We start from the raw sequence: 19,772 nt of genomic DNA, 5'->3' as shown, positions 1-19,772 counted from the left end.
GCTGGGTGGCGAAGCCGCCCCAACAAGGGCGCCGCGGTTCTTCAGATAGACCGAGGTGCCTGGTATCGGGGCGGCTTCGCCGCCCAGCGCGGGGCAAGCCCGCTCACTACAGGCTCGGTTTTTCTCGGGATAACAATAATTAGGGAAGAGAAATGCACCAGCAAGAAAAGGGTTTGAAACGCGGGCTTTCAGCTCGACATATTCGCTTCATGGCACTCGGCTCGGCCATCGGCACCGGGTTGTTCTACGGCTCCGCCTCGGCCATCCAGATGGCCGGTCCTGCCGTGCTTCTGGCCTACCTGATCGGCGGCGCCGCCGTGTTCATGGTAATGCGCGCCCTCGGCGAGATGGCGGTGCACAACCCGGTGGCCGGTTCTTTTGGCCAATACGCCAGTACCTACCTGGGGCCTATGGCCGGCTTCATCCTCGGTTGGACCTACGCGTTTGAAATGATCATCGTCTGCCTCGCCGACGTCACCGCCTTCGGCATCTATATGGGCTTCTGGTTTCCGGAAGTTGCGCGCTGGGTCTGGGTGCTGGGCATCGTGTTTCTGATCGGCGGCCTGAACCTGTGCAACGTCAAAGTCTTTGGCGAGATGGAGTTCTGGCTGTCGCTGCTCAAGGTCAGCGCCATTGTCGCGATGATCCTCGGCGGCTTGGGCATCATGCTGTTCGGCATTCACTCGGCCGGTGAAACCCAGGCCAGTGGCCTGAGCAACCTCTGGGCCCATGGCGGTTTTATGCCTAACGGCGTCGGTGGCTTGATCGCCTCGTTCGCGGTGGTGATGTTCGCCTTCGGTGGCATTGAAATCATCGGCATCACCGCCGGTGAAGCCAAAGACCCGCAACGCGTGATCCCCAAGGCGATCAACGCCGTGCCGTTGCGCATCCTGTTGTTCTACGTGCTGACGTTGTTGGTATTGATGGCGATCTACCCATGGCCGCAGATCGGCAGCCAGGGCAGTCCGTTTGTGCAGATATTCAGCAACCTCGGCATCGGCTCGGCAGCGACCCTGCTTAATATCGTGGTGATTTCGGCGGCGGTATCGGCCATCAACAGTGACATCTTCGGCGCCGGTCGCATGATGTACGGCCTGGCCCAGCAAGGGCAGGCGCCCAAGGGTTTTGCCCGGTTGTCCCGGCAGGGCGTGCCGTGGATGACCGTGGTGGTGATGGGCGCGGCGTTGCTCGGCGGCGTGGTGCTCAACTACCTGATCCCGGAAAACGTGTTCCTGCTGATCGCCTCGATTGCCACGTTTGCCACCGTGTGGGTGTGGCTGATGATCCTGTTCACCCAGGTGGCCATGCGCCGTTCCATGACCCGGGAGCAAGTGGCCGAGTTGAAATTCCCGGTGCCGTTCTGGCCCTATGCGCCGGCTGCGGCCATCGTCTTCATGCTGTTCGTGTTTGGTGTGCTGGGGTACTTCCCGGACACCCAGGCCGCTTTGCTGGTCGGGGCTGTATGGATCGTGTTGTTGGTGGTGGCTTACCTGCTGTGGGTCAAGCCTGCTGCCGGACAAGCGGCCAAGGTCCATTACGAGTCGGTTCTGTCTCATCGTTAACTTAGGGAGGCGTTGATGAAAACGCTTTGGCAACACTGCCACGTCGCAACCATGGCTCATGGCAAGTACTCGATCATCGAGGATGCCGCCATGGTCACCGCAGGTTCGCTCATCGAGTGGATCGGCCCCCGCAGCCAGGCGCCGACGGCGGACTACGCCCAGGTGCATGACCTGCAAGGCGCGTGGGTTACCCCCGGGCTGATCGACTGCCACACCCACACGGTGTTCGGCGGCAATCGCAGCGGCGAATTCGAGCAGCGCCTGGAAGGCGTCAGCTATGCCGAAATCGCGGCCAAGGGTGGCGGTATTGCCAGCACCGTGCGCGCCACCCGTGCCGCCACCGAAGACGAACTGTTCGAAAGCAGCCGCAAGCGCCTGCGCAGTTTGTTGCGTGACGGCGTGACCACGGTCGAGATCAAGTCCGGTTACGGCCTGGACCTGGCCAACGAACGCAAGATGCTGCGGGTTGCGCGGCGCCTCGGCGAAGCTCTCCCGGTCAGCGTGCGTGCGACATGCCTGGCTGCCCACGCATTGCCGCCGGAATACAAGGATCGCGCCGACGCTTACATCGAACACATCTGTACCGAGATGCTGCCCGCCCTGGCAGCCGAAGGGCTGGTGGATGCGGTGGATGCCTTCTGCGAATACCTGGCGTTTTCCCCGGAGCAGGTGGAGCGTGTCTTCCAAGTCGCCCAGCAACTGGGCCTGCCGGTGAAGCTGCACGCCGAGCAACTGTCATCGTTGCATGGCTCCAGCCTGGCGGCGCGCTATCACGCGTTGTCGGCGGACCATCTGGAATTCATGACCGAAGCCGACGCCATCGCCATGGCCGCCTCCGGCACCGTCGCCGTCTTGCTGCCGGGCGCGTTCTACTTCCTGCGCGAAACCCAACTGCCGCCGATGGACGCCCTGCGCAAACACGGGGTGAAGATCGCCATCGCCAGCGACCTCAACCCCGGCACTTCGCCCGCGCTGTCGGTGCGCCTGATGCTGAACATGGCCTGCACCCTGTTCCGCATGACCCCGGAAGAAGCCCTGGCCGGCGCCACCCAACATGCGGCCACTGCCCTGGGGATGGGGGACACCCATGGTTCGCTGGAAGTGGGCAAGGTTGCGGACTTTGTCGCATGGCAGATCGATCGTCCCGCCGACCTGGCCTACTGGCTGGGTGGCGAGCTGGATAAACGCGTTGTGCGCCATGGCGTCGACGTCACTGTTTGAGGAGTGTTGTTGTGGATAAGGTTCTGACATTCAAACAAGGCCGTGTACCGCTGTTGATCAGCATGCCCCACGCCGGTGTGCGCCTGACGCCGGCCGTCGAAGCCGGCTTGATCCCCGAGGCGCAAAGCCTGCCGGACACCGACTGGCACATCCCTACGTTGTATGACTTTGCCGAAGAACTGGGCGCCAGCACCCTGGCGGCCGAGTACTCGCGGTTTGTGATCGACCTTAACCGCCCGTCTGACGATAAGCCGTTGTATGTCGGTGCAACCACCGGCCTGTACCCGGCGACCTTGTTCGACGGCGTGCCGTTGTTCCGTGAAGGGCTGGAACCCGACGAGAGCGAACGCGCCAGCTACCTGCAAAAGGTCTGGGGGCCGTATCACCGCACGCTGCAAGAGGAACTGGCCCGGCTCAAGGCCGAGTTCGGCTATGCCTTGCTGTTCGATGCGCACTCGATCCGTTCGGTCATCCCGCACCTGTTCGACGGGAAATTGCCGGACTTCAACCTCGGCACGTTCAACGGCGCCGCCTGCGACCCGGAGTTGGCCAGTCAGCTCGAGGCTATCTGCGCCAGCCATCCGCAGTACACCCATGTGCTGAACGGGCGCTTCAAGGGCGGGCACATCACCCGGCACTACGGTAACCCGGCCCAGGACATCCATGCCGTGCAGCTGGAGTTGGGGCAGTGCACTTATATGGAAGAGTTCGAACCGTTCCGTTATCGCGCGGACCTGGCCGAGCCGACACGCGTGGTGTTGAAGCAGTTGCTGGAGGCGTTTTTGGCCTGGGGGCAAAAGCGCTACGGCTGAACTGTCATCGGGAGCAATGCCCCTAGCTGTGTGAACCCGATCAAAGGTGGGAGGGGGCTTGCCCCCGATGACGCGTGTACAGTCGCCACAGTGCAACTGTCGGTCGCCACCGTTCGTGTTGAGCGAATCCCTGCTGGGTAAGGTTGTTGAATAAAAACAGCCGAGTGAGCCCGCATCCATGAAAAAACTGTTGTTGTCCCTCACTGGCGCCATGCTGCTCAGCGCGAATGCCATGGCCGCCGAGCCAAGTTCCTGCAAAAACATCCGTATGGGCGTGGTCAGCTGGACCGATGTGATCGCCACCTCCGGCATGGCCGACGTATTGCTCAACGGCCTGGGCTACGACAGCAAGCAGACCAGCGCCGTGCAGCAGATCATCTTTGCCGGGATTCGCGACAAGCGCCTGGATATCTTCCTGGGTTACTGGAAGCCGGCGATGGACAACAACATCGCGCCGTTCCTGGCGGCCAAGCAGGTCAAGGTGTTCGACAAACCCAGCCTCGCCGACGCCCAGGCGACCCTGGCCGTGCCGCAATACGTTGCGGATGCGGGCCTGAAAACCTTCGCCGATATCACCCGCTTCAAGGACAAGCTGGGCGGCAAGATCTATGGCATCGAGCCCGGCAGCGGGGCCAACACCGATATCCAGAAGATGATCGACACCGACCACTTCGGCCTCGGCGGTTTCAAACTGGTCGCTTCGGGGAAGGCCGGCATGCTGGCGGCGGTGCAGCGCGCAGTGAATCGCAAGGAGTTCGTGGTGTTTGTGGGTTGGACCCCGCACCCGATGAACATCAATATGAAGATGACCTACCTTACCGGCAGTGACGATGTGTTTGGCCCTGACGAAGGCCGCGCCACGGTCTCCACCGTCACCGCGCCGGACTTCGCCGAGCGCTGCCCCAATGCGAACCGGCTGCTGGAAAACCTGACCTTCACTGCCGCCCAGGAAAGCCAGTTGATGGTACCGATCATGGAACGCCAGTCGCCCCAGGATGTGGCCAGGCAGTGGCTGCGTGATCACCCCGAGGATTTGCAGCGCTGGCTGGCCGGGGTTCAAGCGTTTGATGGCAGTGATGGCACGGCGGCGGTTCAGGCCAGCCTCAAGCCCTGAGGCAATCACAAATCCAAATGTGGGAGCAAGGTTGCTCCCACAGTTTGATCTTCATTGCTAAGGATATGCGCGCATGTATCCAATTTCTCCGCAGCTTGCTGCTTTCATCGCCAAAACCGAATCTTTCACCAGTGACGACTCATCCCTGGCCAGTTTGCGCCAGAACTACGACCGCATGTGCCAGGCATTCACCCCGCCGAAACCAGCGGGCTTGCAGGTCGGTGACTTCACCCTGGCCGGCGTGCGCGTGCGCAGTTATCTGCCGGCTGCGTCCACTCCACCTGATGGCTGGCCATGTCTTTTTTATATACATGGCGGTGGCTGGGTCGTCGGTGGGTTGGATTCCCATGATTTCATCTGCTTCGAACTGGCCAGCACGCTGCAAGTGCTGGTCATCGCCATCGACTACCGCTTGGCGCCGGAGCATCCGTTCCCGGCAGCTTATGACGATTGCCGCGACGTGTGGCAGGCCGTCCAGGCAGGGCAGGCGCCCCACGCTATCAACCTGCAACGTCTGGTGGTGATCGGCGACAGTGCCGGCGGCAACCTGGCAGCGGCGTTGTGCCAGGGTCTGCGGGATGCTGGCCAAGCGTTGCCCAAGGCTCAGGTGCTGATTTACCCAGGCTTGGGTGGCCCGGCCGATTTGCCGTCGCGTCGTGATTGCAGGGACGCGCCGCTGCTCAGCACCGACGACACCGATTATTACGCGCGGCTGTACCTGCAAGGTGCAGGCAAGCCATCGGCTTATGCCATGCCGCTGTTGGCCGAGGATTTGCGCCGTTTGCCCAGCGCCCTGGTCGTGGTGGCCCAATTCGACCCGCTACGCGACGACGGCATGTTGTATGCCGAGCGCTTGCAAGCGGCGGGTGTCAATGCCGTGCTGTACCCGGGCAAAGGTCTGATCCATGGCTGTTTGCGCGCACGCGGCCAAGTGCCGGAGGTGGATCGGCTGTATGACTATCTGCTGCAGTTCCTGAGGAGCGAAGTGCTGACACAGGTCTAATTGCTCAAGGACATGCTCATTGCACAATTCGGGTTTATGATGCCAGACGGCAAAATAATAGACGTCCCCCCAGGGATGAACCCGACACCCTACGGAGCGCGCAATGCAGACTTGGTACCCGCAGATCAAACCCTACGCCCGGCACGATCTGGCTGTCGATGACGTCCACACGCTGTATGTCGATGAAAGTGGCTCTCCCGAAGGCTTGCCGGTTATTTTCATCCATGGTGGCCCCGGTGCCGGTTGCGACGCCAACAGCCGCTGCTACTTTGATCCGAACCTGTACCGCATCGTCACCTTCGACCAGCGCGGCTGCGGGCGCTCCACTCCTCGCGCCAACCTGGAAAACAACACCACCTGGGATCTGGTCGCCGACATGGAGCGCATCCGCGAACACCTGGGCATCGATAAATGGGTGCTGTTCGGTGGCTCCTGGGGCTCGACCCTGGCCCTGGCCTACGCGCAAACCCATCCGGAGCGCGTGCATGGCCTGATTGTGCGCGGCATTTTCCTGGCTCGTCCCAAGGACATCCACTGGTTCTACCAGGAGGGCGCCAGCCGCATGTTCCCGGATTACTGGCAGGATTACCTCGCGCCTATCCCGCAGGATGAGCGCCATGATCTGCTCGGCGCCTACCACAAGCGCCTGACCGGCAACGACCAGATCGCCCAGATGCACGCGGCCAAGGCGTGGTCGACCTGGGAAGGGCGCATGCTGGGCCTGTGCCCCAACCCTGCGCAGGTGGAGCGGTTTGCCGAGCCGCAGCGTGCGCTGTCCATCGCTCGCATCGAGTGCCATTACTTCACTAACAACTCATTCCTCGAGCCCGACCAGCTGATTCGCGACATGCACAAGATCGCCCATCTGCCTGGCGTAATCATCCATGGCCGCTACGATATGATCTGCCCACTGGATAACGCCTGGGAGCTGCATCAGGCGTGGCCCAACAGTGAGCTGCAGGTTATTCGCGAGGCTGGCCATGCCGCATCCGAACCCGGCATCACCGATGCTTTGGTGCGTGCCACCGGGGAAATGGCCCGCAACCTGCTTGACTTGCCGCCTGAAGAAGCATGAAGGGCTTGTTGCAACGGGTGCGCGGCGCCCGGGTCGAGGTGGCGGGCGATGTCGTAGGGGCGATCGACCAGGGTTTACTGGTGCTGGTCGCCGTCGAGCCTTCAGATACGCCCGAGAGCGCCGACAAACTTTTGCACAAGCTGCTTAACTATCGAGTGTTCGGCGATGATGAGGGCAAGATGAACTTGTCTTTGAAGGACATCGACGGTGGTTTGCTGCTGGTGTCGCAATTCACCCTGGCAGCGGATACCAAGAGCGGGCTGCGGCCGAGCTTCTCCACGGCGGCCCCTCCGGCGCTGGGAGCGGCGCTTTTTGAACACTTGCTGTTACAAGCGCAACAATTGCATGGCAAGGTAGCGTCAGGGCGTTTTGGCGCTGATATGCAGGTGCATTTGGTCAATGATGGCCCTGTGACCTTCCTCTTACAGACATGAATGTATTAAAAACGACTTTAATGCCTAAAAACGCAGGGTTTCACTACAAATACTTCGTTGTCCCTGATGCGTTGTTTCGCGGGCTACTAGATAATCGCGCGCTACGGGGATCAGCGTTGTTTGGTCCATTTTTGACTTAGGTAGAGACTTGTCCGATAGCCTTTTGGGGAATCATTTTGACCCAGGGGAGTCGGAACAATGCTCGCCAACCTGGCATATAGATAGCTGGCCGTTGGTTTTTTGATCTGTTTTCGGCGAGGGTTGCTCGTGATTGTTAGTCCCTGTAATGCACCAAAATTGTCTGCCAAACGGTTACGAAACGCACTGGTGACGGGCTCTGCCCTGTTTTGCCTGTTCGGCGCGGGTCAACTGTGGGCATTCAGTCTGGATGATGTGTCGGCCAAGGCAAAAGAGCTGGCCGGGCAAAAATACGAAGCTCCGCGCAGCAATTTGCCAAACGAATTCCGCGAAATGAAATTCGCTGACTACCAGAAGATTCGTTTCCGCAACGAAAAAGCCGAGTGGGCTGATCAGAACACCCCGTTCAAACTGTCCTTCTATCACCAGGGTATGCATTTCGATACACCGGTGAAAATCAACGAAGTGACCGCCGACAGCGTCCAGGAAATCAAGTACGACCCGACTCGTTTCGATTTCGGCGACGTGAAGTTTGACCCTAAAGCCACCGAACAGCTGGGTTATGCCGGTTTCCGTGTGCTGTACCCGATCAACAAAGCCGACAAGCAAGACGAAATCATGACCATGCTGGGCGCGAGCTATTTCCGCGTTGTCGGCAAGGGGCAGACGTATGGCTTGTCCGCTCGTGGCATGGCGATCGACACTGCCTTGCCGTCCGGCGAGGAGTTCCCGCGTTTCACCGAGTTCTGGATCGAGCGTCCGAAACCGGGCGAGAAACAACTGGTGATCTTTGCCTTGCTCGACTCTCCACGGGCCACCGGCGCGTATCGCCTGACCCTGCGTCCGGGCGCCGATACCATTGTCGACGTCAAGTCCCAGATGTTCCTGCGCGACAAGGTCAGCAAGCTGGGCGTTGCCCCGCTGACCAGCATGTACCTGTTCGGCGCCAACCAGCCGTCCAAGGTGCTCAACTACCGTCGTGAGCTGCACGACTCCAGCGGCCTGTCGATCCATGCCGGTAACGGCGAGTGGATCTGGCGCCCGCTGAACAACCCTAAACACCTGTCGGTCAGCAGCTTCGCCGTGGAAAACCCGAAAGGTTTCGGCCTGCTGCAACGCGGTCGCGACTTCAGCCACTACGAAGACCTGGACGACAACTACGACAAGCGCCCAAGCGCCTGGATCGAGCCCGAAGGCGACTGGGGCAAAGGCACCGTCAGCCTGGTGGAAATTCCAACCGCCGATGAAACCAACGACAATATCGTTGCCTTCTGGAGCCCGGAAAACCTGCCTGAAGTCGGCCAGCCGCTGGACGTTTCCTACCGCCTGCACTGGACCATGGACGAGAAAGCCCTGCACCCGAGCGATAGCGCCTGGGTCAAGCAGACCCTGCGTTCCACCGGTGACGTGAAGCAGTCGAACCTGATTCGCCAGCCTGACGGCAGCGTGGCCTACCTGGTGGACTTCGAAGGCCCGTCCCTCAAGGCACTGCCTGCGGACGCCCCGGTACGCAGCCAGGTGAGTGTCGGCGACAACGCCGAACTGGTTGAAAACAGCGTGCGTTACAACGAGCACACCAAAGGCTGGCGCCTGACCCTGCGAATGAAGATCAAGGACGCAGGCAAGCCGACCGAAATGCGTGCGGCGCTGGTGCAGGACGTTCCTCCGCCGGCGCCTGAGCAGGACTCGAGCCACGTGCTCAAGGCCGACAAGGTCCTGGCCAAGCAGCACGAGAAACAGGCCAAGAAAGACGCCAAGGACGCGAAGGACAAGGAAGCCAAACAGCCCGAAGCTGCCCCTGCCACCCCAGAGCCGGCCAAGACCGAACAAGTCCTGACCGAGACCTGGAGCTACCAGTTGCCTGCCGATGAGTAATTCACAAGCCAAACCAGAAACTCTGTCCGAGTACCTGGCGCATCTCCCGTTGACTGCCGAGCAGCGCGCCGAACTGGCGGGCTGCACCTCCTTCAGCGAATTGCACGAACGCCTGTCGTCGAAGACGTTCGACGCACCGACCGACGCCGCCCAGGCGTCGGTTGGCACGCGCTTGACCCTCAGCACCGCCGAGGAACTGCAAGACGCCGAAATGCTCGCGCTCGACGCCAGCGGCCGGGTCAGCCTGAAGGCCACGCCGCCGATCCGTCGGACCAAGGTGGTGCCCGAGCCATGGCGTACCAACATCCTGGTGCGTGGCTGGCGCCGGTTGACCGGTCGCACCAACCCACCCAAGCCGCCGAAAGACGAGCGTGTATTGCCCGCTGCGCGCTGGCGTACCGTCGGTTCGATCCGCCGCTATATCCTGCTGATCTTGATGCTTGGCCAGACCATCGTGGCCGGCTGGTACATGAAAGGCATCATGCCGTACCAGGGCTGGTCGCTGGTCGACTTCGACGAGATCCGCAACCAGACCCTGCTGCAAACCGCCACGCAGGTACTGCCTTACGCCCTGCAAACCAGCATCCTGATCATGTTCGGGATCTTGTTCTGCTGGGTCTCGGCGGGTTTCTGGACTGCGCTGATGGGCTTCCTGGAACTGCTTACGGGGCACGATAAATACCGCATCTCCGGTAAAAGTGCCGGTGACGAGCCGATTCCGAAGGACGCCCGTACCGCGCTGGTCATGCCGATCTGCAACGAAGACGTGCCCCGGGTATTTGCCGGTTTGCGCGCTACCTTCGAGTCGGTGGCCGCCACGGGCGACCTGGACCGCTTCGATTTCTTCGTGCTCAGCGACAGTAACGACGCCGATATCTGCATCGCCGAACAACAGGCCTGGCTGGACGTGTGCCGCGAAGCCGGTGGCTTCGGCAAGATCTTCTACCGCCGTCGTCGCCGCCGCGTTAAGCGTAAAAGCGGCAACCTCGACGACTTCTGCCGTCGCTGGGGCGGTGACTACAAGTACATGGTGGTGCTCGACGCCGACAGCGTGATGAGCGGCGAATGCCTGACCAGCCTGGTACGCCTGATGGAAGCCACGCCGGACGCGGGGATTATCCAGACCGCGCCGCGTGCGTCGGGCATGGACACGCTGTATGCGCGCATGCAGCAGTTCGCCACCCGCGTGTACGGCCCGTTGTTTACTGCCGGCCTGCACTTCTGGCAGTTGGGTGAATCCCACTACTGGGGCCACAACGCAATCATCCGCATGAAGCCGTTCATCGAGCACTGCGCCTTGGCGCCGTTGCCAGGCAAAGGCGCATTCGCCGGTGCGATTCTGTCCCACGACTTCGTCGAAGCTGCGCTGATGCGCCGTGCCGGCTGGGGCGTGTGGATCGCCTACGATTTGCCGGGCAGCTACGAAGAACTGCCGCCCAACCTGCTGGATGAACTCAAGCGTGACCGGCGCTGGTGCCACGGCAACCTGATGAACTTCCGCCTGTTCCTGGTCAAGGGCATGCACCCGGTGCACCGTGCGGTGTTCCTCACCGGCGTGATGTCCTACCTGTCGGCGCCGTTGTGGTTCTTCTTCCTGGTGTTGTCGACCGCGCTGCTGGCGGTCAATACCCTGATGGAGCCGCAGTACTTCATGGCGCCGCGCCAGTTGTACCCGCTGTGGCCGCAATGGCATCCGGACAAGGCGGTGGCGCTGTTCTCCACCACCATCGTGCTGCTGTTCCTGCCTAAACTGCTGAGCATCATCCTGATCTGGGCCAAGGGCGCGAAAGAGTTCGGTGGCAAGTTCAAGGTGACGCTGTCGATGCTGCTGGAGATGCTGTTCTCCATGCTGCTGGCGCCGGTGCGGATGATCTTCCACACCCGCTTCGTACTGGCCGCGTTCCTCGGTTGGGCTGCGACCTGGAATTCGCCGCAACGTGACGACGATTCCACGCCATGGAGCGAGGCCGTCAAGCGCCACGGTCCGCAAACCGTGCTGGGCTTTTTGTGGGCCTTGTTGGTGGTGTGGTTGAACCCAAGCTTCCTGTGGTGGCTGACCCCGATCGTCGGCTCGCTGATGTTGTCGATCCCGGTGTCGGTGATCTCCAGCCGGGTCAAGTTGGGCCTCAAGTCCCGCGACGAGAGCCTGTTCCTGATCCCCGAGGAGTACAACCCGCCGCAAGCGCTGTTGTCGACCGAGCAGTACACCCACGAAAACCGTTGGCACGCCCTGCATGACGGGTTTGTACGCTCGGTGGTCGACCCGCAGCAGAACGCCCTGGCCTGCGCCCTGGCGACTTCGCGCCACCGTCAGGCAGAGCCGATCGAGCACCTGCGTGCCGAGCGGGTGCGGCATGCGTTGAAAGTCGGCCCGGCCGCACTCAACAACGCTGAACGCCTGGCCCTGCTCAGCGATCCGGTAGCCCTGGCCCGCCTGCACCAGCAGGTCTGGAGTGAAGGTCACGCCGAATGGCTGGGTGCTTGGCGTGCCTCGATCAAGGCTGATCCGCACGCGCCGTTGCTGCCGCTGCAACCGCTGTCGTCCCAGGCCCAACCGGCCTGATTCAGACGCCCCCGAAGGCTCACTTCGGGGGCGCTTGAAACGCTGGTCCTACGGCGTTTCGCGTCTCTTCCTTTTTGTTCTAACTCCTTGTTATTTCGAAACAAAAGACCTCGATTCGAGGCGTATTGCCGTGCCTGTGGCTGGGGTAGCATCGCCCCCCAGATTTGACTTGCCACGGGGGTATTCATGTTCAAGAGGTACGGTTCAGCATGGCTGATCGGCGTTGTCGCAGGCATCTACGCAGGTTGGTTGAATGCCGGTGCCCTCGATGATGCGGTTCGACGGGGAGTGCTGAGGGTCGGCACGACGCCCACCTACATCCCCTTTGAAATGACGGATAAGCAGGGGCGCATCGTCGGCTTCGAGATCGACCTTCTGCAGACCATGAGCCGTGCATTGGGGGTCGAGCTCGAGTTGGTGGCGGTGCCCTATACCGAGTTGCTGCCTGGCCTGATGACCAGGCAGTTTGACCTGATCGGCAGTGGCATGACGGTGACCCAGGAGCGCAACCTGAAACTGAATTTCAGCGACTCCTTTATCGTGGTCGGCCAAACCATCCTGCTGCACCCAAGCCTGGCCGGTAGGGTTTCCAGTATTGAAGACCTGGACAGTGCCGAGTACCGCGTCGCCGCCACTGCAGGCACCACCGGGCTGGCGGCGGCGCAGCGCTTCCTGGGCGCGGCGCGCCTGAGCAGTTTCGCAACCCCTGAAGAAGGTGTGCGTCAGGTCGTGGAGGGCAAGGCGGATGCCTTTGTGCACGATGCACCCTACAACCTGATTGCAATGACCCGCCCCGAGAACAGTGCGTTGCTGGTGCTCGAACAACCCTTCACCTTCGAACCGCTGGCCTTCGGCCTGAAGAAGGGCGACTACGATAGCCTCAACTGGATCAACCACTTCCTCAATCAGGTGGCCCAGGACGGGACCTACGATCGCCTGCACGACAAGTGGTTCAAGGACACTGCCTGGATGGCGGAAATCGACTGAAAGTCATAACTGTTTACACATAACCCAATGGACGAGTGACGAGGGCAATGTGTCTACGCCCATGCTTCGCTGCACCCATGTGGGGCATTTCCGACATACGCCGATAACATTTACCCGTGAAACCTTTGTGACGGGCAACGAGTGGGTTAGGATCGCACCCCGAAATGGTGCAGCCCTTTTGCGCGCCGCTCTTATAAGAACCGTCCAGGGGACTTGATGATGAAAAAGTATCTTTCGATGCTGATGCTCGGCGTCACGGCATTGGTCGCCGCCACTGCGGCCCAGGCCGGTGCCATCGATGATGCGGTCAAGCGCGGCACGCTCAAAGTCGGCATGGACCCGACCTACATGCCGTTCGAAATGACAGACAAACGCGGTGAAATCATCGGCTTCGAAGTCGACATCCTCAAGGCGCTGGCCAAGTCCATGGGCGTCAAGCTGGACCTGGTCTCCACTGGGTATGACGGGATCATCCCGGCGTTCCTGACCGGTAAATTCGACATGATCGGCAGCGGCATGACCCTGACCCAGGAACGTAACCTGCGCCTGAACTTCAGCGAACCCTTCATCGTCGTCGGCCAGACCCTGCTGATACGTAAAGACCTGGAAGGCACCATCAAGTCCTACAAAGACCTGAACGACGAGAAGTTCCGCCTGACCTCCAAGCTCGGCACCACCGGTGAGATGGTCGCCAAAAAACTGATTTCCAAAGCCAAATACCATGGCTATGACAATGAGCAGGAAGGCGTACTGGACGTGGTCAACGGCAAGGCCGATGCCTTTGTGTATGACGCGCCTTACAACGTGGTCGCCGAGAAAAAAGTCGGTAACGGCAAGCTGGTGTTCCTGGAAGAACCGTTCACGTTCGAACCCTTGGCGTTCGGTTTGAAGAAAGGCGATTACGACAGCCTGAACTACATCAACAACTTCCTGCACCAGATCCGCAACGACGGCACCTACGATCGTATCCATGACAAGTGGTTCAAGAGCTCCGAGTGGCTCAAGGACATGGAATAAGGCTTAAGACCGAGTCGCGTCCTTCGCGAGCAAGCCCGCTCCCACATTTGACCGAGTTCCAGCATGAGCATGCGGTCGAGTGTGGGAGCGGGCTTGCTCGCGAAGGCGGTCTCACAGGCGACACATATCCCGGAAAGTGAAATGAAACAGAAAAAAGCCCAATGGCCCTGGCACCTGCTGACCGTGGTCGTGCTGGTCGGCCTGGCTGGCGCCTTGTACTACGCCACTTCGCTGATGTCCTACGAGTGGCGCTGGAACCGCGTACCGCAGTACTTCGCCTACCAGGCCGAGACCTCCCAGCGTGCCGCCGATATCTCCACCGTCGTTGAACTGGTGCGCAAGGGCGATGTGGCTGAAGTCACCCTGCGCAACGACGCGGGTGTGGAGCAGAAGCTGAGCGTGGCCGACAACAGCCTGCAAGTGGCGCGCGGCGATGACGTGGCCGAAGGCGATGTGGTCGGCGTGACCCGCCATTGGGCGTTGGGCCCGCTGATGTGGGGCTTGTGGACCACCTTGTGGTTATCGGTGGTGTCCGGGGTGCTCGGGTTGGCGATCGGCTTGGCGACCGGCTTGTGCCGTCTCTCCAGCAACCCGACGTTGCGCGATCTGTCGACGATCTACGTCGAACTGGTGCGCGGAACGCCGTTGTTGGTGCAGATCTTCATTTTCTATTTCTTCATCGGCACCGTGCTCAACCTGTCCCGGGAGTTCGCCGGGGTGGCTGCGTTGTCACTGTTTACCGGCGCCTATGTGGCGGAAATCGTTCGTGCGGGTGTGCAATCCATCGCCCGCGGCCAGAACGAAGCTGCGCGCTCCCTGGGGTTGAGTGTCAGCCAGTCGATGCGGCATGTGGTATTGCCGCAAGCCTTCAAGCGCGTGTTGCCGCCCCTGGCCGGGCAGTTTATCAGCCTGGTGAAGGACACCTCGCTGGTGTCGGTGATTGCGATTACCGAATTGCTCAAAAGCGGCCGGGAGGTGATCACCACCTCGTTCTCGCCATTTGAAATCCTGTTCTGTGTGGCAGGCTTGTACCTGCTGATCAACCTGCCGCTGTCGAAAATGGCCAGCCGGCTTGAGCGGAGGCTCGCGCAAAGTGATTGAAGTCCGCGATCTGGTAAAAGTCTTCGATACCCGTGGTCAGGTCGTGCGCGCGGTGGACCACGTGACCACCCAAGTGGCCAAGGGCGAAGTGCTGGTGGTGATCGGCCCGTCGGGCTCCGGCAAGTCCACCTTCCTGCGCTGTCTCAATGGCCTGGAAACGTTCGATTCGGGCTCGGTGAGCATCGACGGCCTGCAGCTGGCTGACCCGAAAACCGATGTGAACGCCTATCGGCGTGAAGTCGGCATGGTGTTCCAGCACTTCAACCTGTTCCCTCACATGACCGTGCTGGAAAACCTCTGCCTGGCGCAAAAAGTCGTACGCAAGCGCGCCAAGAAAGAGCGCGAGGCCAAGGCCCTGGCGCTGCTGGAAAAAGTCGGTATTGCGCAAAAGGCCAACGAGTTTCCATCACGGTTGTCCGGCGGCCAACAGCAGCGCGTCGCGATCGCTCGTGCCCTGGCGATGGAGCCCAAGGTGATGTTGTTCGATGAACCCACCTCGGCGCTTGACCCGGAAATGGTCGGTGAAGTGCTCGACGTGATGAAGACCCTGGCCCTGGAAGGCATGACCATGGTCTGCGTCACCCACGAGATGGGGTTTGCCCGCGAAGTCGCCGACCGCGTGCTGTTCTTCGATCACGGCAAGTTGCTCGAAGACGCGTCCCCGGCCGAGTTCTTCGATGCCCCCAAAGACCCGCGGGCCCAAGCGTTTTTACGCCAGGTCCTGTAAGCGTCAGAGCCTGAATTTGCCGATCAGCGTCTGCAAATCCAGGCTGAGCCGCGTCAACTGAACACTGGCGGCCGCCGTTTCTTCGCTGGCGGTCGCCGTCTGTTCCGATACATCCCGCACCTTCAACACACTGCGATTGATCTCCTCGGCCACCGCGCTTTGCTGCTCGGCGGCGGCGGCAATCTGCGGGTTCATGTCCTGGATGATCGACACCGTGCGCGCAATCGCCGCCAACGCTTGACCGGCATCGCGGGTCAGGCCGACGCTGGTGTCGGTCAGGTTTCGGCTGCTGTCCAGAATCTGCGCCACCTGCTCGGTGCCCTTGTTCAGGTCCAGGATCAACCCTTCGATTTCTTCCGCCGATTCCTGGGTGCGTTGCGCCAGGCTGCGTACCTCATCGGCGACCACGGCAAAGCCTTCACCGGCACTCCCGGCGCGCGCCGCTTCGATGGCGGCGTTCAACGCCAGCAGGTTGGTTTGCTGGGACACGGATTTGATCACATCCAGCACGCTGCCGATCTTCTGGCTCTCCTGCTGCAAGGCGAGCATGGCGCGACTGGACAATGCCATTTCACTCGCCAGGTGACCAATCTGCTCCACCGCCCGCGCGACCACCTGTTCTCCGGCGCTGGCCTGTTGGGCTGCTTCCTGGGCGGCGGCCGACGCCTGTTCGGCGTGTCGCGAGACTTCCTGGGCGGTCGCGAGCATTTCATTCATGGCCGTGGCCACCTGGTCGGTTTCGTCTTTCTGGTTGTTTACGCCTGTGCGGGTTTGCAAGGTGACGGCGGACAATTGGGTGGCCGCACTGGCGATCTGCCGGGCACTGTCGCCGATGCGGCTGATCAGGTTGCGCAGGTTGCGGGTCATTTGCCCAATGCTCTGTTGCAATTGGCCCAGTTCATCATGGCGATCAGTCTGGGGGTCGTGGCTCAGGTCGCCGTCGGCGACGCGATGGGCAGCGGTGAGGACTGCGCGTAGCGGTACGGCAATCTGCCGGGCGATCCACCACGCGGCCAGGCCGCCAAGCAGCAAGGCCGCCACGGTGACGCTGATCAGCAGGAAACGTGTGTGGCTCGCGGCGTCATCACCCTGGGCGTTCTGGCCTTCAATCAGCGCAAGGTTTTGCTCGCGCAGTTGGTTGAGTTGCTGTTCAAAGCGGTTTTGCACGGTTTCAGTGTTGAGCTGCGCGTCCTTGAGCCGGGTGAGTTGCTCGCGATAGGTGGCCAGGTCGGTTTTGAGCTGCGCCGAGTCGACAGGCAAGGTGGTGACTGCGGCCTGGGCGACTTCCAGCGCGTCGAGCGTCTTGGCAATGGCCTCGGCGTAGGCTTGCAACGATTGTGCGGCCCATGCCGGGCTTTGCACGCGCTCCTCGGCCTGCTCCATGGCCTGGCGCAACTGCTCGATGGCGCCATGGGCGTTGCCGTCTTCTGGGTCGGGTAATGCGCCGGCGAGCTGGACTAGCGTCTCACTGGCTTGCAGCGCCGTTCTTTTGAGCGCGGGGCGAATGCTCTCGCGTTGTTCGATCAAGGGCGGCAGTTGCACCAGGGCGGCCTTGAAATCCGCGACCCAGCGCGTTGCCTCCTGCAAGCGCTGCAGGTCGGCGGGGTCTTTCAAGCGGCTTGAAAGGTCGGCCAGGTGTGCGTCGATTTGTTCGATGCTGGTGGCCATCTTGGCCAGGCTGTCGGCGTCCGTCAGGGTGCGGTACACGATACGATCAGCGCGCATGGCTTCTGTGTCGACGGCCAACCGCCCCAACACCGTCAGGCTGCTGGTGTGATACAGCGCGGTGTTCAAGGCTTGCCAGCCGGTCATGGCGATCAGGAGACTGAGGATCAGCACTTGGCCGAATCCCAGGATGAGCTTGAGACGGACGCTGGCATTGACCAGCACGTGGGTCAGCCGAGAAAACATGATGAGCCTCCAATCAGAAAAAGCGTTCGGTTAAAACGCTAAAACGATTCGAGGTGTTGGCGGGCTGATAACTGCGTAGGACGTTTCACAAATTGCGGCGGCCTTGATTGACCGCCGCAGCAAAGGGTCAGACGCGGAAGCGCCCGACCAAGGTCTGCAAGTAGATCCCCAGGCGCGCCAGTTCTGCGCTGGAGGTGGCGGTCTCTTCACTGGCCGACGACGTTTGCTCCGACACGTCGCGCACATTCAGCACACTACGGTTGATCTCTTCGGCGACGGCGCTTTGTTGCTCGGCGGCGGTAGCGATCTGCGAGTTCATCGCCTGGATGGTCGAGACCGTGCGGGTGATGCTCGCCAACGCACTGCCGGCGCGACGGGTCAGTTCGACGCTGCTGTCGGTCAGGCCACGGCTGTTGTCCAGGATAGTGGCCACCTGCTGGGTGCCGCTTTGCAGGCCGACGATCAGTTCTTCGATCTCTTCGGTGGATTTCTGGGTGCGTTGGGCCAGGCTGCGCACTTCATCGGCCACCACCGCGAAACCGCGTCCGGCTTCACCGGCGCGCGCCGCTTCAATTGCCGCGTTCAGCGCCAACAGGTTGGTTTGCTGGGCGACCGACTTGATCACGTCGAGCACGCTGCCGATCTTGTCGCTTTCGCGTTTCAGGTCGCCCATGGCCGTGGTGGAATGGCCGACTTCGGTAGCCAGGCGCTCGATCTGGTCGATGGCTTCACTGACCACCTTGTCACCTTCACGCGCCTGTTGGTCGGCGGCCACTGCGGCTTCGGACGCTTCCTCAGCGTTGCGCGCCACCTCCTGCACGGTGGCAGCCATTTCGTTCATGGCGGTGGCCACCTGGTCGGTTTCGACCTTCTGGCTGTTGACCCCGGCGCTGGTTTGTTCGGTCACGGCCGACAGTTGTTCGGCGGCGCTGGCGATTTGCGTGACGCCGTCGCTGATGCCGCCGATCAGTTCACGCAGGCCCACGGTCATGCTTTGCATGGCGCGTTGCAACTGGCCCAGTTCATCCTGGCGCATGGAGTCCAGGTTGTGGCTCAGGTCGCCCGAGGCTACGCGCTCTGCGACTTTAAGCGTCTGGTTCAGTGGGATGACGATTTGGCGGGTGATGGCCATGGCGGCGATGATGCCGAAGATCAGCGCCAGCACGGTGGCCAGCAGTAACAGCTGTTTGGCCTGTACGACGTCGGCATCACGCACTGCCGTTTGCGAGGTGGTGAGCTTTTCGCTATGACCCAACAGGATATCGCCTTGGGCCTTCATGGTCGCCATGGCCGCCGCGCTGGCAACCTGGGCGTCGCGATACTGGCTGACGGCAGCGCGATAGGCTTGCAGCGACACGCCGGCTTCTTGCAGGTTGGCCTGATACGGCTCCGGCAGTTGGCCTTGCAGTTGGTTGATTTTTTTCAGGGCGTTGTCGATGGCATCCAGGGCCGGCTGTTCGGCCTCCGTCTTGCCGCTGTAGGTGTAGCCGCGAACCTGGAAGCGCGATTGCTGGATCAGCTTGCTCAAGTCCACCACGCTATTGAACTGGGTGACGCTGTCGCCTTGCAGCAGGGCTTTTTCGATTTCATTGATCTTGGCCACGGCGTTGTCAGCGGTGTCGCCCAACTGGCTGCGGGCGCCTTCACGCTTCAGACCGGCCTGGACCATGGCGGCGAAGGCTTTTTTGTATTGATTCAGGGCCTCCAGTTGCTGCTCGACCAGCGCCTTGTCGTTAGGCTGTTCGATCAGATCCAGGGCGGTTTTCAGGCCGCTGTCCAACTGCGTGAGCAAGCCATTGACCGCATCCGTACCTTGTTCACCACGACGCATCTCGAAGTCCAGGCGTGCCAGCCGCAGGTCTTTGGTCAGGCTGTTGAGGCTGGAAATAAAGCCAAGTTTGTCGCCACGGCTGGTCACGTTGCTCAGGCCGGTCCAGCCGGTGAAGGTGATCAGTAGCGTCAGGATCAACACCAAGCCGAAGCCTACGCCCAGCTTGCGATTGACGCTCACATTCCCCAATTTTTCGGCTAACCAACGATACATGCTGCGATCTCCTTTGGAACAAGGCTTGGACTTATTCAAAGGCTATCGGCCGGCTGGGCTATACCTGTAGGAAAACTGGAGTTTGTAGTGAGCGGGCTTGCCCCGCGCTGGGGGGCAAAGCCGCCCCAAACTCAGGCGCTGCGGTCTTTCTGAATCACCGCGGCGTCCTTGGTTAGGGCGGCTTCGCC

General features: G+C 61.2%; 14 protein-coding genes and 2 pseudogenes. 13 read left to right on the top strand and 3 right to left on the bottom strand.

Annotated elements, in window-relative coordinates; genetic code table 11:
* Positions 1–152 precede the first annotated feature (152 nt).
* The 13 genes and pseudogenes from ACQRBT_RS07390 to ACQRBT_RS07330 all read left to right on the top strand — a co-directional run bounded on the left by ACQRBT_RS07390 (position 153) and on the right by ACQRBT_RS07330 (position 15,629).
* Positions 153–1,562 (top strand): amino acid permease, encoded by a 1,410-nt coding sequence (locus ACQRBT_RS07390; protein WP_412046563.1) that lies wholly within the window; start codon positions 153–155, stop codon positions 1,560–1,562.
* Between the two features lie 15 nt (positions 1,563–1,577).
* Positions 1,578–2,783 carry an imidazolonepropionase gene (gene hutI / locus ACQRBT_RS07385; RefSeq protein WP_104995287.1) on the top strand — a complete coding sequence of 402 codons (1,206 nt, stop codon included), beginning with the start codon at positions 1,578–1,580 and terminating at the stop codon, positions 2,781–2,783.
* An 11-nt stretch (positions 2,784–2,794) separates the two neighbouring features.
* The gene (gene hutG / locus ACQRBT_RS07380; protein WP_104995288.1) at positions 2,795–3,595 is read left to right on the top strand and encodes an N-formylglutamate deformylase; all 801 of its coding nucleotides are present in this window, start codon (positions 2,795–2,797) and stop codon (positions 3,593–3,595) included.
* A 178-nt stretch (positions 3,596–3,773) separates the two neighbouring features.
* Positions 3,774–4,709, top strand: coding sequence for a choline ABC transporter substrate-binding protein (gene choX / locus ACQRBT_RS07375; protein ID WP_412046564.1), 936 nt, complete (start codon positions 3,774–3,776; stop codon positions 4,707–4,709).
* Positions 4,710–4,782: 73 nt separating this feature from the next.
* The gene (locus ACQRBT_RS07370; protein WP_081087013.1) at positions 4,783–5,712 is read left to right on the top strand and encodes an alpha/beta hydrolase; all 930 of its coding nucleotides are present in this window, start codon (positions 4,783–4,785) and stop codon (positions 5,710–5,712) included.
* 103 nt (positions 5,713–5,815) lie between these two features.
* Positions 5,816–6,787 (top strand): prolyl aminopeptidase, encoded by a 972-nt coding sequence (gene pip / locus ACQRBT_RS07365; RefSeq protein WP_090367329.1) that lies wholly within the window; start codon positions 5,816–5,818, stop codon positions 6,785–6,787.
* The gene (gene dtd / locus ACQRBT_RS07360; protein WP_411985303.1) at positions 6,784–7,221 is read left to right on the top strand and encodes a D-aminoacyl-tRNA deacylase; all 438 of its coding nucleotides are present in this window, start codon (positions 6,784–6,786) and stop codon (positions 7,219–7,221) included. The genes pip and dtd overlap by 4 nt, the downstream gene beginning before the upstream one ends.
* Positions 7,222–7,488: 267 nt before the next feature.
* Positions 7,489–9,234, top strand: a complete 1,746-nt coding sequence (locus ACQRBT_RS07355; protein ID WP_090372265.1) for a glucan biosynthesis protein G — start codon at positions 7,489–7,491, stop codon at positions 9,232–9,234.
* Positions 9,227–11,835 (top strand): annotated as a pseudogene (gene mdoH / locus ACQRBT_RS07350) (glucans biosynthesis glucosyltransferase MdoH). The gene ACQRBT_RS07355 and the pseudogene mdoH overlap by 8 nt, the downstream one beginning before the upstream one ends.
* 148 nt (positions 11,836–11,983) lie before the next feature.
* Positions 11,984–12,784, top strand: coding sequence for a transporter substrate-binding domain-containing protein (locus ACQRBT_RS07345; protein ID WP_060754573.1), 801 nt, complete (start codon positions 11,984–11,986; stop codon positions 12,782–12,784).
* Between the two features lie 219 nt (positions 12,785–13,003).
* Positions 13,004–13,801 carry a transporter substrate-binding domain-containing protein gene (locus ACQRBT_RS07340; RefSeq protein ID WP_198760828.1) on the top strand — a complete coding sequence of 266 codons (798 nt, stop codon included), beginning with the start codon at positions 13,004–13,006 and terminating at the stop codon, positions 13,799–13,801.
* A 141-nt stretch (positions 13,802–13,942) separates the two neighbouring features.
* Positions 13,943–14,902, top strand: coding sequence for an amino acid ABC transporter permease (locus ACQRBT_RS07335; protein ID WP_060754571.1), 960 nt, complete (start codon positions 13,943–13,945; stop codon positions 14,900–14,902).
* Positions 14,895–15,629, top strand: coding sequence for an amino acid ABC transporter ATP-binding protein (locus ACQRBT_RS07330; protein ID WP_060754570.1), 735 nt, complete (start codon positions 14,895–14,897; stop codon positions 15,627–15,629). The genes ACQRBT_RS07335 and ACQRBT_RS07330 overlap by 8 nt, the downstream gene beginning before the upstream one ends.
* 3 nt (positions 15,630–15,632) lie before the next feature.
* On the opposite strand, the gene ACQRBT_RS07325 is transcribed toward ACQRBT_RS07330, so the two are convergent.
* From ACQRBT_RS07325 to ACQRBT_RS07315, 3 genes and pseudogenes are all read right to left on the bottom strand, one after another.
* Positions 15,633–17,540 carry a methyl-accepting chemotaxis protein gene (locus ACQRBT_RS07325; protein ID WP_412046565.1) on the bottom strand — a complete coding sequence of 636 codons (1,908 nt, stop codon included), beginning with the start codon at positions 17,538–17,540 and terminating at the stop codon, positions 15,633–15,635.
* A gap of 127 nt (positions 17,541–17,667) precedes the next feature.
* The gene (locus ACQRBT_RS07320; RefSeq protein WP_412458304.1) at positions 17,668–18,381 is read right to left on the bottom strand and encodes a methyl-accepting chemotaxis protein; all 714 of its coding nucleotides are present in this window, start codon (positions 18,379–18,381) and stop codon (positions 17,668–17,670) included.
* A 144-nt stretch (positions 18,382–18,525) separates the two neighbouring features.
* Positions 18,526–19,584 (bottom strand): annotated as a pseudogene (locus ACQRBT_RS07315) (methyl-accepting chemotaxis protein); the annotation flags it as partial.
* Positions 19,585–19,772 lie beyond the last annotated feature (188 nt).

Source organism: Pseudomonas sp. R19M, from assembly GCF_050312585.1.
GTDB classification, from domain to species: Bacteria; Pseudomonadota; Gammaproteobacteria; order Pseudomonadales; family Pseudomonadaceae; genus Aquipseudomonas; species Aquipseudomonas palleroniana.
This window is presented reverse-complemented; position numbering and strand designations above follow the sequence as displayed.